The following is a 14,492-nucleotide window of genomic DNA, read 5'->3' on the forward strand; positions in this document are numbered from 1 at the left end:
GTTGCCATGATCAGACCTCCCTGCCCTTGGACTTGAACGGCAGGATATTGCCGAGATTGCTGGCGGTGATCGCGATCAGAATGATCAGGCCGACAATCATGCGGAAAGCGTAAGGGGTGACGCCCAGGAGATTGAGACCGTTCTGCACCACGGCAAGCAGCAGCACGCCGAGAATTGCGCCTGCAACGGTTCCGCGGCCACCGCCGAGCGTTGCCCCACCGAGGACAACGGAGGCGAGGATCGGAAGCTCTTCACCATTGAGTGCGTTGGGCACGGCTTCTTGAACGATATGCGCCTGCATAAGGCCCGCAACACCGGCACATATTCCGAGCCAGCCATAGGCAAAGGCAATCACCTGCCAGTCGCGCACGCCGGAACGACGGGCCGCTTCCGGGCTGGAGCCGAAACCATAGACAGCGCGGCCGAAGCCCGTGCGGTTCAGGATCAACCAGGTCACTGCGGCCATCACGATCATCACGGCGACGGGCAGATAAAGTGTTGCCGTGCCACGGTCGGCTGGAAGCGAAACGAGGGGAACGGCATCGTAGAGCCAGTCGGGAATGTCGTAGATCGACACCCCTTCCGTGAAATACATCAACAGGCCGAAATAGAGGTTGAACGTACCAATCGTCGCGATGATGGAAACAATGCGGAAGCGCTGGATGAGGAAGGCGTTGAACAATCCCAAAAGACCGCCAAAGAGAATGGCAAGCACAAACCCGAAAAACCAGTTTCCGCCCCCGATGGGCAAAAGCAGGCTGAGCACGACGTATTGAACGACAGAGGCCGCCACCGCGAACGAGATATCGATGCCGCCGGCGATCAGAACCACCACCAGACCAACGGCAAAGATGATATTGACCGATTGGTTGTTGAGAAGGTCGAAGAGGTTTTGCACGGTTGCAAAACTGTCTGTCGTCAGCCCCAGAACGATACAGAGGCCTGCGATCAAAAGGGCGAGCACACCTTCGGTGCCGAGCCTGACACTACGCATTGATCATCTCCTCCAATGCCTGTTCCGTGATGTCTGCAGGCCGGACTTCCGCCGCCATGCGGCCTTCGCGCAAGAGAATGACGCGATCGCAATTCTGCCAGACTTCACCGGCCTCGTCAGAGATGAGGATGATCGCCATGCCCTGTGCGGCCAGTTCCCGCACGATCTGGAAAATGCCCTCCTTGGCACCGACATCGACACCGACCGTCGGGCAGTCGAGGATCAGCACATCGGGCCTTGTGGCAAGCCACTTTGCCAGGACGACGCGTTGCTGATTGCCGCCCGAAAGCGATGACACCGGCAAGTCTGCATCCGAAACCTTGGTCTTCAGACGCTCGATCCAATCCGCCGTCAGTTGCCGAATACGTCGCGGCGACAGGTAGAAGCGCGGCTTTTCCAGTTCGGGCAGCACGGTCGCGACAGTATTCATATTGATCGACTGGCTCTGAACCAGACCGAGATTAAGCCGGTCTTCCGACACATAAGCAATTCCGGCATCCACAGCGTCGCGGTTGGACGACAGCTGCAGTGGCTTGCCGTCTTTCAGCATCTGCCCCGCAGTCGGCTGGGTCATGCCGAAGATGACATGGGCAAGCTCGGTGCGTCCTGCGCCCAAAAGTCCTGCCATGCCGAGGATTTCGCCGCGACGCAGATCGAATGAGACGTTCTCGAACTCGCCATGACGGCTCAAACTCTTCAACTCAAGCACTGTCTCGCCAAAGGTCGCGTCGGCAGCGCGTGGCTCCAGGTTCAGTTGGCGACCGGTCATCAGCTCCGAGAGCCTGGACTGGGTCATGCCTTCGGTTGGAAAAGTACCAACGAGCTTGCCATTGCGCAGCACCGTCACGCGGCTGCACACATCTAGCACTTCCGAAAGCCGGTGGCTGACGAAGACGATGGAAATGCCCTGCTCGGACAAGGAACGGGCAATCTTCAGGAGTACATCGACTTCGCGGCTTGTCAGCGAGGCGGTCGGCTCGTCCATGAATATGATTTTTGCGTCGGCGCGCATCACGCGGGCGATGGCAACGAGCTGACGTTTGGCAATCGTCAGATCCTGCACCAGGGCGTCAGGGTCGAGATCGACGCCAAGCCTGGAAATCACCTTGTGCGCTTCCGCGCGCGCGGCTTTTCGCGACAGCGGACGCAGCGGATGGGTGACATAGTCGTCGAATACAATGTTTTCTGCCACGGTCAGATGGGGAAAGACCGCAAGGTCCTGCCAGATGACGTGGATGCCGCGCGCGCGCGCATCATGCGGCGACATGGACTTCACCTGCTCGTCGCCGAACGTGAATTCCGCGCCGGCTTCAGGTGTGTAAACGCCGTTGATGATCTTGATCAGCGTGCTCTTGCCGCAGCCGTTCTCGCCGGCGAGGCATAGAACCTCGCCGCGGCGCAATTCGAACTCGACGTCTTCGAGAACACGCGCCTGACCGAAGACCTTGCTTATATGTCTGGCGTGGATTGCAATTTCTGTCATTGAATTCATGTCCTTGCCGGGACCTTATCGGTCAATCGCCCGGCATCGGGGATGCCGGGCGACCTGGATACAAAGAGATAGATCAGAGGCCAAGCTTGGCCAGATCGTCCACCGTGTCCTTGTTCAGCTCAAGGGGCTTGGAGGCGAAGAGAACCCTGCCTTCCATCTTGACCGGGCCGAGAACCGGCAGATCGGCGCCGTCCGTGACCTTGCCGCCCTTGACGAGCATGTCGCCGAGCGCAACGAAGGCCTTGCCGGCCTCAAGCGGGCTCCACTGGAAACCACCCGTGATGACGCCTTCGTGAACCAGACGCTTGCCCTGGCCCGGGGAGAAGAGACCGAGAACCGCAACCTTGCCGGCCAGGCCACGTTCCTTGACGGCGCGCGCCGCACCGATGGTGCCCTGGCTGCCGAAAGACATGATGCCTGTCAGGTCCTTGTGCGCACGGATCAGGTCGAGCGCAGTGTCGCGGCTGTCGTCAACACTTTCGGCAACACCGAAACGGTCTGCCGCCTGCTTCATGTCAGGGCAATTTGCCTTGAGCCAATCAACAGCTGCATCAGCCCAGGCGTTGTGTGCCGGAACGTTGAGGCCGCCGACGAAAATAGCGTAGGAGCCATTGCAACCGGTGGTTTTTGCCAGCAGTTTTGCATGTTCTTCGCCAAGCTGTTTGGCCGAGATCATTTCAAAGTCATAATCGATATTTTCAGAGTTCGGGCTTTCATGCGTGAGGACCACGATGCCCTTGTCTCGTGCCTTCTTCAGGACGGGCTCGAGGACCTTGGCATCGTTGGGTACGACGCCGATGACGTCGACGCCGCGTGCGATGAGATCCTCGACTGCGCGGACCTGAAGTGCCGGGTCAGCACTTGTCGGACCCACCATGAAGGCATTGACGCCCAGAGCGTCGCCTTCTTCCTTGATGCCTTTTTCCATGGCGTTGAACCACGGGATACCGCCCACTTTGGCAACGACGGCAATCGTCGGCTTGTCGGCCGCAAGGCTTGCGCCCGCGCTGATCATGGTACCCGCAATTGCGGCGGCCAAAATGAATGCTCTGCGTTTCATGGCGTCCTCCCAGACGTCGCCGACTTCTCATCTGTCGGCCAGGTTGCAAATTATTGCACCATCCTTTGTGCAAGGTTGCGCAATCGGTTGTGCATTATCTTCTTGCAGGTTTCGTTGTCAATGGTAATTTCCCGATTCACGTCAGGAGCCCTGTTTTGCGCGTAAACACCCCGAAACGTCTTACCATCTATGATTTAGCCAAACTTGCCGGGTCATCGCCCAGCACGGTTAGCGCGGTTTTGAACGGCACATGGCAGCGCCGTCGGATCAGCGAAAAGCTGGCCACGCGCATCCTCACGCTTGCCGAAAAAGAAGGCTTTTCGTTGAATATGCAGGCACGCGCGCTGCGCAGCGAGCGGTCCGGGATCATCGGGATGATCGTGCCGATGTATGACAACCGTTATTTCAGTGCCATCGCACAGCACTTTGAGACAGAGGCGAGAAAGCGGGGCCTCTTCGCAATCGTTTCCTGCACAAATCGCGACCCGGCACAGGAGCAGGCAGCAGCCCAGATGATGCTGTCCTATCGGGTCGAAAAACTCGTCTGCACCGGGACAACCGATCCCGACAGCATCGCGGAAATGTGCCGTGCCCACGGTGTCGATACACTCAATCTCGACCTGCCCGGAGAGTTGGCGCCATCGGTGATCTCGGCCAATCGTCAGGGTGCTCACGCTCTGACCGATGCGATTATCAAGCGGCTTGACGATGCAGGCAACAAGGGAAAACCGATCCTTTTTATTGGCGGGCGCAGCAGCGATCACAATACCCGCGAGCGTATAGCCGGCTTCGAGGACGCTCTGCGCGCACATGATCTGGTGGCATCGCCGAGTGACATATTGCCGTGTGGATATGCCGGCGAAAAGGCACAGGCGGCTCTGGAGGAATATGTCAGCAAACGCGGCGCGCTTCCGGCCGCCATGTTCGTCAATTCCACGATTTCGCTTGAAGGTATCGGCTCCTGGTTCCACCAGAGCGGGCATCAAATGGATGAAGTTATCTTCGGCTGTTTCGACTGGGATCCGCTGGTTTCGGTTTTCAGCCCCAAGCTTGTAATGGCACGCCAGAACGTGCCTGAGATGATCGCCGAGCTCTTTACATTGATCGGCGCGCCCTCACCTGATCCGAAGACCTTCATCGAGATCCCGCCAGAAATCGTCGGCCTTTGACCCGTTGGAGAGGCTGATCGTCAGATCCGCGTGCCTCAAGCTACCCGATGACATTCAAGGTCAGCGCGGCGACGGCCATATAGCGGACGAATTTGGCGATGGTCACAAGTACGACAAATGTCGCAAGTGGCTCGCGCAGCACGCCGGCAACGACGGTCAGAGGATCACCGACGACGGGTACCCAGCTCAAAAGCAGTGACCATTTGCCATAGCGCCGATACCAGTCTTTGGCCCTTTCGAGCATTTCTTCGCTGACTGGAAACCACTTGCGATCGCTGAAGCGCTCGACGCCTCTGCCGAGGAACCAGTTGACGATGGAACCCGCGACATTGCCGGCGGTTGCGACAAGCACCAAAGACCACGCCGAAAGGCCGCTCACCGTGATCAATCCGGCGAGAGCTGCTTCCGACTGCATCGGGAGGATAGAGCCCGCGGCAAGTGCGGTCAGGAACAAGCCTCCATAGGTCAGCAGACTTGTGATCACGGGCGGGTATCCTGGCGAAAGGAAGACAGAGGGTCCTTTACGCCTCGAAACGGCTGGGCACCAGTGCGCTTTGAAACCAGCGCACGAATGTTTCTATTGAAAATACTGGTAGTCCGGTTGCAGCGCGGATGTCTGCCGCATAGGGCACCATATTGGTGCATTCCAGCACGAGGGCGCCAAGGTCTGGATGTGCAGCCACGAGCGCGCGCGCCGCATCGATATTGTCGGCGCGGGCTGCCTCTACGTCCAGCTCGATCTCGTTGCCGAGAATGGCGCGCGTGAATTCCCGCCCGCCTTCCGTCGTTCCAATAGGGGTGCCGTCGGGCACGCCCGCCGTCTTCAGATGGGCAGGCGTCAATGTCGAGGCGGAGATCGTGAGAATTCCGGCACGGCGGCCGGGTGCCAGCAGCCGGTTGACCATGGCGACCTGCATCAAGGACGAGGTCGCGACCGGCACGGATAGGGCGGCGGCGAGCTCCTCCTGGAACAGCGACAGAAATCCGCAATTGGTGGTGACGCCATCGACCCCGTCATCCACCAGCTCGCGGGCTGCCGTGATGAACGTCTGCAGCAGGCCTTGCGCGCCCTTGCGCACCACGCGATCCGGTGAAGCGCCACGCACGACCTTGTAATGCACCGGGAACGGCCAGCTCGTGGCATTGCCCATATCGCCCGGAATGCGCGGAAACTGCGCCTCCAGCATCAGGATACCGACCGATGCGCCGTAAACCGCCTTGCCGCCCTTTACTTTCATTCCACACATTCCTCGTTCTGGAGACGACGCTCGAACAGTTCCTCGGGCCCGGCGACATAGATATTCGAATAGCCCTCGCGGACAGAGGCTATGATCTGATCCATGCGTTTGACGATATGGCCGCGCATGAGAAGTACTGCCGCATCCATGTCGCGGCGCTGAATGGCATCCATGATACGGCCGTGTTCTCCCTTGGTGCGTGTCACGGCGGCGGCCATATCGACCCAGCGGATGAAGCGGATCCTCTCGTTGATCTGCGCCAGTTGACGGTGAAGCTCACGGTTTCCCGACAGTCTGGCAATCGCCAGATGAAAGGCTTCATCGGCAGCACTGGCCTCGCCGATAGTGCGCCCCGCATAGAGCAGGCCGTCCTGATATTCGTTGTCGCGGAGGATGGAAATGTCAGCGTCACTGGCGCGTTCGCACAACAGGCGCACCGCTGTTTCCTCCAGCACCGCGCGGATTTCGTAAAGTTCGAAAATCGACTGGGCGTCGAGCTCGCGACAGAAGAAGCCCTTACCCGGCTGGAAATCGATCAACTGCTCGGCCACTAACCGGTTCAACGCCTCACGCAAGGGCGTACGACTGGCGTCAAGCTCACGCGCCAGCGCGACCTCGTTCAGGCGCTCGCCGGGACGAATGCGGAAGTTGACCGTCATTTCCTTCAGCTGCGCGTAGAGAGCCTCGACCCGTCCCTCGCTCATTCCCGCTCCTGCCTAATTTCATCGGGCCTTCTTGACACATGTCCCGTACATACTCAACATGCAGATCTGTATACAGTTCAGAATGCAAATATTTCGACGATCATTTCGCAAGGACCATCTCCAACATGACAGACCAGAGCCGCCCCAATACGCTGACAGCCGCCGAAGCGATGGTGCGCATGCTCGAGGCCCATGGGGTGACCCACATGTTCGGTCTGTGCGGCGACACCACGCTGCCCTTCTACGATGCCTTGGCGACTGTCGATCACGGCATTACCCATATCCTGACACGCGACGAGCGCCATGCCGGATACATGGCCGACGGATATGCTCGTGTCACCGGAAGGCCGGGCGTCTGCGAAGGACCGTCAGGCGGCGGTGCGACCTATATCCTGCCCGGTCTGGTGGAGGCCAATGAAAGCTCCATCTCGATCCTTGCGATCACCAGTGATGTGTCGACCAATTCGCGCGGGCGCTATCCCTTGACCGAGCTGGACCAGTTAGCGCTGATGCGACCGCTGACAAAATGGAATGCCTCGATTGACGATCCGTCCCGACTTCCGGCCATGGTGCGGGCAGCATTTCGGGCCATGACCACGGGCAGGCCGGGTTCGGCTCATATCGCCCTGCCCTTCGACACCCAGAAGGGCGCATCCGATCCAGGCGAGATCTGGGCCGATCCGCATCATCAGCTCTTTCCGACCGAACGGGCAGCGCCCGACCCACAGGCCATCACCGACGCCGCCGATGCGCTGCTGTCGGCCAAAACTGCCGTCGCCATTTGCGGCGGCGGCCCGGTCATTGCCGGCGCAGAGGCCGAACTCTTGCGTCTGGCCCGCCTGCTGGACCTGCCGGTTGCCACCACGGTTTCCGGCCAGGGTTCGATTGCAGAAACCGATCCGCTGGCAGTGGGCGTCGTGGGCTCTAACGGCGGCGTGCCGTCCACCCGCGCTGTCGTCGATGAGGCCGATCTCGTGCTGTTCATCGGCTGCCGTGCCGGCTCGGTAACAACCGAACGCTGGCGCTCTCCAAAGAAGCAGGCCCGCATCATCCATATCGACAGCGATCCGCTGGTGATCGGCGCCAATTATCAGACCGAAGTGGCCATCTGTGCCGATGCCAAACTGGCACTGGCAGCACTCTGCGAGGAACTGGAAGGCAGAATGCCTTCCGTCTCGCAAAATGGCGCAGCACGTGCCAAGCGCGCCTGGGATCTGAAACTGGCGGCCTTCACGCCGTTGGCCCAATCCAGTGACACACCCATCAAGCCGGAGCGAGTGGTTGCAGCCCTCAGTTCGCTGCTGGATGACGACGCGATCATCGTGGCTGATCCCGGTACGCCCTGCCCCTATTTTTCCGCCCATTATCGCTGGCGCAAATCGGGGCGTAATTTCATTACCAACCGCGCTCACGGCGCGCTTGGCTATGCCCTTGCCGCGTCGATGGGTGCCCATGTCGGCCGACCCGACGTCAAAACGGTTGCCGTCATGGGCGACGGTTCCTTCGGTTTTTGTTGCGGCGAATTCGAAACCATCGTGCGCGAGAATATGCCGATTACCGCCATTGTCTTTTCCAACGCCACCTATGGCTGGATCAAGGCGGGCCAGAACACCGGCTTTGGCAAACGGTTCTACAATGTCGACTTCAACCGCACCGACCATGCCGCTGTCGCCAGCGCCTTCGGCGTCAAGTCCTTTCGCGTCGAGGACCCCGAAATGCTGATCCCGGTTTTGACGGAAGCACTCAACCATGACGGACCGACACTGATCGATATCATTTCCCAGCCGCTGCATGAGGCCGCGGCTCCTGTCAGCGAGTGGGTTGCGTAATGACACCATCCGAACCAAAGCATGTCGTCGTCGTGGGGGCCGGCATCGTCGGAGTCTCGGCCGCCATCTGGCTGCAGCGGGCTGGACACACGGTAACGCTCGTCGATCGCCTGGGTGTTGGCGAGGGCACAAGCTACGGCAATGGCGGGGTGCTTGCCTCCTGCGCCTGTGTACCGGTGACGGTGCCCGGCCTGTTGCGCAAGGCGCCGCGCATGTTGTTCGACCCCAATCAACCGCTCTTCCTGCGCTGGCCCTATCTGCCGAAGCTCGCGCCATGGCTGATCCGCTATCTCAGCCACTGCAACAAGACGGATGTCGAGCGCATAGCATCCGCCATCCACGGCGTGGTTGGCGACAGCCTTGCCGACCATCAGGCACTGTCTCAAGGCACAGGTGCCGAACGCTATGTGGTCCCGTCTGACTATGTCTTCGCCTATCAGGACCGTGCCCATTTCGAGGGGGACGCCTATGGCTGGTCGATCCGCAAGGCGCATGGCTTCGGCTGGGATGAACTGGAGGGCGCCGCATTTCAAGAGTATGATCCCGGTCTGTCCAAGTCCCTCGGCCTCGGCATCCGGGTTGGCGGTCATGGCCTGATTGCCGACCCCGGTGCCTATGTGAAGGCACTGGCAGCCCACGCCCAGGCCGGCGGCGCGACATTCCGCAAGGGTGACGTCGATGACATCGTCCATGACCATGGCAAGGTGAGCGGCGTCCGCATGGGCGGCGAGACGCTTGCCTGCGACGACGTGGTGATTGCGACCGGTGTCTGGTCCAAGCCCCTTTCAAAGAAACTCGGCCTTGACGTGCCGCTCGAAAGCGAGCGCGGCTACCACATCGAACTGCTGGAACCCAATATCATGCCACGCTCTCCGGTCATGATCGCGTCTGGAAAATTCGTTGTGACGCCCATGGAGGGCCGTATCCGGCTCGCGGGCATGGTCGAATTTGGTGGACTGGATGCGCCGCCGTCTCGCGCGCCGTTCGCGCTTTTGATGCGCAATATCAAGGCGGCGATGCCCTCCCTGACATGGACAGAAACCCGGGAATGGATGGGCCATCGTCCGGCACCGGCGGATTCCATTCCGGTGATCGGCGCAGTGCCCAAGATAGCCGGTGCCTGGCTCGGCTTTGGTCATCATCATATCGGTCTGACCAGCGGACCGAAGACCGGTCAGCTCCTGGCACAGATGATCTCCGGGCAAAGATCGAATTTGGACCTTGCACCTTACGCACCGATCCGCTTTCAATAGCGGCACAATCAAAAAGGGGAATGACAATGAAAAAAACGATCGCTCTTCTCGCTGGCACCGCCTTCAGTCTGGCCTTTGCAACCTCGGCCTTCGCTGAAAAATGGGACATGCCGGTTGCTTATCCGGCCAGCAACTTCCACACCGAAAATGCGGTTGCCTTCACCAAATGTGTCGCCGACGGCACCAAGGGTGCGCTCGAGATCGTCGTCCATGCCAACGGCTCGCTGTTTGCCGGCAACGACATCAAACGCGCTGTGCAGACCGGGCAAGCCCCGATCGGCGAGCGCCTGCTTTCGGCGCATGCCAATGAGAACCCGCTCTTTGCGGTTGATTCCATTCCCTTCCTTGCCAGCTCGTTCGATGCATCTGACAAGCTTTGGGCCGCAGCCATCGACAAGGTGAGCGCCGCTCTGGAAGCGCAAGATCTGGTCTATGTCTATTCCGTCGCCTGGCCGCCACAGGGCCTCTATACGAAAAAGGAAGTCAATTCTGCAGCCGACCTCAAGGGCGTCAAGTTCCGCGCCTATAATGCGGCAACTGCCCGCATCGCCGAACTGGCCGGCATGGTTCCAGTGCAGATCGAAGCCGCTGAACTCAGCCAGGCGCTGGCAACAGGCGTTGCCGACAGCTTCATCTCGTCCGGTTCGACAGGCGTTGACTCCAAGGTCTGGGAGAGCCTGAAATACTTCTATGACGTGCAGGCCTGGTTGCCGCGCAATGTCATCTTCGTCAACAAGGGTGTCTATGACGGCCTCGACGATGCATCCAAAAAGGTCGTGATGGATTGCGGCGCCAAGGCAGCAGAAACAGGGGAAGCAACCTCGCGCGAACTCACTGCCAAATATCTCAAGGAGCTTGCCGAGAACGGCATGATCGTCGGCGATCCCGGTGAACAGCTGAAGAGCGATTTCGAAGGCTTTGGCGCAACCATGACCGAAGAGTGGCTCGCCAAGGCTGGTCCGGACGGCAAGGCCATCATCGACGCCTACAAGGCCAACTAACAAGATCTGACGGAACGACAGCCCGGCGTGACGCGTCTGGCTGTCGCTCACAATTCGCCGCGTTCAACCCAATGTGTCCGCTGCGCTTCCTCTCTGTTTTGGTGCATGCCATCGCCCCCGAAGATCACGCCCGATTTGGCGTGACATGCTTGAATGTCGAAGGGACGTCATGAACGGATCGATCCGCAAAAACCCGGTGCGCCTGGTTCTTGACCGCGTCTACGATGCAGCAGGTGTCCTTGCCGCCATGTGCATGATCGCCATACTGGTGGTGATCGTCGTTCAGATGGTGGCTCGCTGGTCGAGCATGACCTTTCCGGGCGGCGCTGAATATGCGGGCTATCTGATGGCTTCGGCCTCGTTTCTGGCCTTTGCCCACGCCCTCAACCATGGCGCTCATATCCGCGTCAACCTTCTGCTGACGGCCCTCGGTCGCAACAAGTTCTGGGCGGAACTATGGTGCCTGCTCATAGCCACGGCTGCCTCGACCTATGTCGCATGGTATGCCGTCAAGCTGGTCTACTGGTCGCGACGTTTGGGCGACATCAGCCAGGGTCAGGATCAGACCATGCTGTGGATCGTGCAATTGCCGATGGCGGTGGGTGCGATCCTGCTTGCCATCTGCTTTGCTGACAATCTTGTCACCCTGATCTTCACCGGCCGGGACAATATCGCATCGGATTTGGCCGAGCAGAGCCACGGCGAATAGGGGCACCATCATGATCGCAGAACTCGCCCCCATCGCCATATTCCTCTTTGTGCTTTTCCTTCTTCTGGGAACCGGTGTCTGGGTGGGGCTGGCCCTCCTGGGCGTTGCCTGGTTCGGTATGGAGATCTTCACCAGCCGTCCGGTGGGCGACGCCATGATGACCGTTCTCTGGCGCTCCTCCTCGTCCTGGACACTCACCGCCTTGCCGCTGTTCATCTGGATGGGCGAGATCCTGTTTCGCACCCGATTGTCGGAGGACATGTTCAAGGGCCTCTCCCCATGGATGGCCAGGCTGCCCGGTGGATTGCTGCATACCAATGTCGTCGGCTGTACCGTTTTTGCAGCCGTTTCCGGGTCGTCAGCGGCAACGCTCACCACGGTCGGCAAGATGTCGATTCCGGAACTTCGCCGCCGAAATTATCCCGAAACGATGGTGATCGGCACGCTTGCGGGCGCCGCAACGCTTGGCCTGATGATCCCGCCGTCGCTGACCCTGATCGTCTATGGCGTCACGATCAACGAATCCATCACCAAGCTTTTCATGGCCGGCATCGTGCCCGGGCTGGTCCTGGCGGTGCTGTTCATGGGCTATGTGGCGATCATGTCAAAGCTGTCCAAGAGCTATCGTCCGGATGCCGAGCCGGAGATGACGTTCAAGGAAAAGCTGATCAATTCACGCTTTCTGCTGCCGGTCATTTCGCTGATCCTGGTGGTCATCGGCTCCATGTATATGGGTTTTGCCACGGCCACCGAAGCTGCCGCCTTCGGCGTCATCGGATCGCTGTTGCTGGCGCTGGCGCAAGGATCGCTGAACCGCAAATCGCTGACGGAAAGCCTGATGGGGGCCACCCGGACTTCGGCCATGATTGCACTGATCCTCGCCGGAGCCTCCTTCCTGTCCTTGTCGATGGGGTTTACCGGCCTGCCGCGGGCACTGGCCGAATGGATCGCCTCACTGCAACTCAGCCGGTTCGAACTGCTGATGGCCCTTCTGGTCTTCTACGTCGTCATCGGCTGCTTTCTCGACGGTATTTCCTCGGTTGTTCTCACCATTGCCGTAGTAGAGCCGATGATCCGCCAGGCAGGAATCGATATCGTCTGGTTCGGTATCTTCATAGTGGTCGTCGTCGAGATGGCGCAGATCACCCCACCCATCGGCTTCAACCTGTTCGTCATGCAGGGCATGACCGGCCACGAGATGGGCTTCATCGCCAAGGCAGCCTTTCCCATGTTCCTCATCATGGTGGCGATGGTCTTCATCCTCATCCTGTTTCCCGATCTCGCCACCTGGCTTCCGGAAAACATGCGGCAGGGACCGGCAGGCTAGGACCGGATATTGACCCAGGACCTTCTTTCCTCGCCGCTTCTTCTGGCTGCGGTGTTTGCCATCGTGGTTGCCGCGGCAATCGTACAGGCGGGACTCGGCATGGGCTTCGGCCTCACGGCAGCACCGCTTTTGGCACTGATAGACCCGCAACTGGTGCCGGCCCCCACGCTCTTTCTCGGCATGATCACGGCAGTCTGGGGCGCATGGCGCGAGCGTGACGCAATTGTCTGGAGCGAAGTGGGCCTTGGAGTGACCGGCCGCCTCTGCGGCGTGTTTGCAGCCACCTTTGTGCTGGCAGCGCTGCCGAACCGCGACACCTTCACACTGTTGTTCGGTCTGATGATCGCAGCTGCGGTGCTGTTATCGGTAATCGGCTGGAAGCTTGTCTTCAACCGCACAACACTGCTGGCGATGTCTGTGATTTCAGGTCTGTTGGGAACGATCACCTCGGTGGGTGCGCCGCCGCTGGCGCTCATCTATCAGGATCGCTCGCCGGCGCAGGCGCGCCCCACTCTGTCCGCCTTCTTCGCCATCGGCTGTATCCTGTCGCTGGGCGGGCTCTATGTGAGCGGATGGGCCGGCCTGCATGACCTGATGCTGGCCGCACTCATGCTTCCGCCAATGTTGCTCGGCACCTTTATCGCCCGTCAATTTGGTGCCCGCTTCGATAAGCGCTTCCGACCTGCCTTGCTGGCCGTTTCGGCAGCAGCAGCGCTGATCCTGATCTTGCGAGGCGCTCTGTGACCCTGCTGTACCCGGCGCTTCATTTTTTCGCACGCCATGGCCGTTATGTCCTGGTCGCCGGATTGGTGGCGGGCATCGCCTTCCCCGCCCTCGCGGCACTCTTGCGACCCATGATCCCGGAAATGGTCGCCGTCATGCTGTTTGTCGCAGCCTTGCGGATCGGGCCGGCACAGGCCTTTGGCAAGCTGACCGAGATACGCGCGTCTCTCGCCATGGTGGTTCTTTACCAGATCGCTTTACCCTGCGGCCTGGGGCTTGTCTTTCTGGCCCTCGGCCTCAGCGGTCCGCTCGTCACAGCCGCCGTATTGGTCACCGCGGCATCGCCGATTTCCGGCAGCCCAAACCTCACGCTTCTGACAGGCAATGATCCGGCACCTGCTCTGAGACTGCTGATCGTCGGCACAGCGCTCCTGCCGCTCACGGTGCTGCCCGCCTTTGCCCTGTGGCCGGCATTCGGCACGGCCGGCACCGTCATCTTTGCCTCGCTGAAACTTGTGGGGTTGATCGGCCTTTCGGCAGCCCTTGCCTTCGCCATCAGGCATTTCGCCCTGCCGCGACCAAGCGCTGCGACAATGACGGCAATCGATGGCTTCTCGGCACTGGTGATGGCCGTCGCTGTCATCGGCCTGATGTCGGCGATAGGCCCGGCTTTTGCCAACCATCCGGGATCACTGATTACAAGCTTGGTTGCTGCTTTTGCTGTGAACTTCGGCCTGCAATTGCTGGTCTTCGGCGCCATGCGCGCACGCGGACCGTCTGCATCGCTTACGGCCTATTCCATCATCGCGGGGAACCGTAACGCAATGCTGTTCCTGACCGCGCTACCTGCCTCGGTTACCGAGCCCTTGCTGCTCTTCATCGCCTGTTATCAGGTGCCGATGTATCTGACGCCAATTCTGCTCGGGCGGCTTTATGCACCGGTCAGGCACTGAGTGAGTTGACCAGGGGCGGGCTGAGGTCAGTGCGGCAATT

Annotated in this window: 14 protein-coding genes; 8 read left to right on the top strand and 6 right to left on the bottom strand. The window is 60.0% G+C overall.

All coding sequences use genetic code 11. The features are described 5' to 3' along the window. Positions 1 to 10: 10 nt before the first annotated feature. The 3 genes from ACQQ2Q_RS19515 to ACQQ2Q_RS19525 all read right to left on the bottom strand — a co-directional run bounded on the left by ACQQ2Q_RS19515 (position 11) and on the right by ACQQ2Q_RS19525 (position 3,546). Positions 11 to 994, bottom strand: coding sequence for an ABC transporter permease (locus ACQQ2Q_RS19515; protein ID WP_428188797.1), 984 nt, complete (start codon positions 992 to 994; stop codon positions 11 to 13). Continuing rightward, a complete protein-coding gene (locus ACQQ2Q_RS19520; protein WP_428188798.1) occupies positions 987 to 2,477 on the bottom strand; it encodes a sugar ABC transporter ATP-binding protein in 1,491 nt (496 codons plus the stop codon). The genes ACQQ2Q_RS19515 and ACQQ2Q_RS19520 overlap by 8 nt, the downstream gene beginning before the upstream one ends. 82 nt (positions 2,478 to 2,559) lie before the next feature. Continuing rightward, positions 2,560 to 3,546 carry a substrate-binding domain-containing protein gene (locus tag ACQQ2Q_RS19525; protein WP_428188799.1) on the bottom strand — a complete coding sequence of 329 codons (987 nt, stop codon included), beginning with the start codon at positions 3,544 to 3,546 and terminating at the stop codon, positions 2,560 to 2,562. A 155-nt stretch (positions 3,547 to 3,701) separates the two neighbouring features. Between ACQQ2Q_RS19525 and ACQQ2Q_RS19530 the strand changes: the two genes are divergently transcribed. Beyond that, complete coding sequence (locus tag ACQQ2Q_RS19530; protein WP_428188800.1) at positions 3,702 to 4,715, top strand: substrate-binding domain-containing protein; 1,014 nt, start codon at positions 3,702 to 3,704, stop codon at positions 4,713 to 4,715. Between the two features lie 40 nt (positions 4,716 to 4,755). Here ACQQ2Q_RS19530 and ACQQ2Q_RS19535 read toward each other — a convergent pair whose 3' ends face one another. Genes ACQQ2Q_RS19535 through ACQQ2Q_RS19545 form a run of 3 tightly spaced genes read right to left on the bottom strand, consistent with a single transcriptional unit; the run spans position 4,756 to position 6,657 of the window. After that, entirely contained in the window at positions 4,756 to 5,196 is a 441-nt protein-coding gene (locus tag ACQQ2Q_RS19535) for a YqaA family protein (RefSeq protein WP_428188844.1), read from the bottom strand. 40 nt (positions 5,197 to 5,236) lie between these two features. Beyond that, the gene (locus tag ACQQ2Q_RS19540) at positions 5,237 to 5,953 is read right to left on the bottom strand and encodes an aspartate/glutamate racemase family protein (RefSeq protein ID WP_428188801.1); all 717 of its coding nucleotides are present in this window, start codon (positions 5,951 to 5,953) and stop codon (positions 5,237 to 5,239) included. After that, on the bottom strand, positions 5,950 to 6,657 hold the full coding sequence (locus ACQQ2Q_RS19545) for a GntR family transcriptional regulator (RefSeq protein WP_428188802.1): 708 nt from the start codon (positions 6,655 to 6,657) through the stop codon (positions 5,950 to 5,952). The genes ACQQ2Q_RS19540 and ACQQ2Q_RS19545 overlap by 4 nt, the downstream gene beginning before the upstream one ends. A 125-nt stretch (positions 6,658 to 6,782) precedes the next feature. Between ACQQ2Q_RS19545 and ACQQ2Q_RS19550 the strand changes: the two genes are divergently transcribed. The 7 genes from ACQQ2Q_RS19550 (at position 6,783) to ACQQ2Q_RS19580 (ending at position 14,452) form a co-directional block, all read left to right on the top strand. After that, on the top strand, positions 6,783 to 8,486 hold the full coding sequence (locus tag ACQQ2Q_RS19550; RefSeq protein WP_428188803.1) for a thiamine pyrophosphate-binding protein: 1,704 nt from the start codon (positions 6,783 to 6,785) through the stop codon (positions 8,484 to 8,486). Then, positions 8,486 to 9,739, top strand: coding sequence for an NAD(P)/FAD-dependent oxidoreductase (locus tag ACQQ2Q_RS19555; protein ID WP_428188804.1), 1,254 nt, complete (start codon positions 8,486 to 8,488; stop codon positions 9,737 to 9,739). The genes ACQQ2Q_RS19550 and ACQQ2Q_RS19555 overlap by 1 nt, the downstream gene beginning before the upstream one ends. A 26-nt stretch (positions 9,740 to 9,765) precedes the next feature. After that, the gene (locus tag ACQQ2Q_RS19560; protein WP_428188805.1) at positions 9,766 to 10,740 is read left to right on the top strand and encodes a TRAP transporter substrate-binding protein; all 975 of its coding nucleotides are present in this window, start codon (positions 9,766 to 9,768) and stop codon (positions 10,738 to 10,740) included. A gap of 169 nt (positions 10,741 to 10,909) precedes the next feature. Beyond that, on the top strand, positions 10,910 to 11,449 hold the full coding sequence (locus tag ACQQ2Q_RS19565) for a TRAP transporter small permease (RefSeq protein ID WP_428188806.1): 540 nt from the start codon (positions 10,910 to 10,912) through the stop codon (positions 11,447 to 11,449). Positions 11,450 to 11,459: 10 nt separating this feature from the next. After that, positions 11,460 to 12,776, top strand: coding sequence for a TRAP transporter large permease (locus ACQQ2Q_RS19570; protein ID WP_428188807.1), 1,317 nt, complete (start codon positions 11,460 to 11,462; stop codon positions 12,774 to 12,776). A 9-nt stretch (positions 12,777 to 12,785) separates the two neighbouring features. Further along, a complete protein-coding gene (locus ACQQ2Q_RS19575; protein WP_428188808.1) occupies positions 12,786 to 13,520 on the top strand; it encodes a TSUP family transporter in 735 nt (244 codons plus the stop codon). Next, positions 13,517 to 14,452, top strand: a complete 936-nt coding sequence (locus tag ACQQ2Q_RS19580; RefSeq protein WP_428188809.1) for a hypothetical protein — start codon at positions 13,517 to 13,519, stop codon at positions 14,450 to 14,452. Before ACQQ2Q_RS19575 ends, ACQQ2Q_RS19580 begins: the two co-directional genes overlap by 4 nt. Positions 14,453 to 14,492: the final 40 nt, after the last annotated feature.

The sequence above is a fragment of the Agrobacterium sp. ES01 genome, from assembly GCF_050320885.1.
In the GTDB taxonomy this organism is placed as follows: domain Bacteria; phylum Pseudomonadota; class Alphaproteobacteria; order Rhizobiales; family Rhizobiaceae; genus Allorhizobium.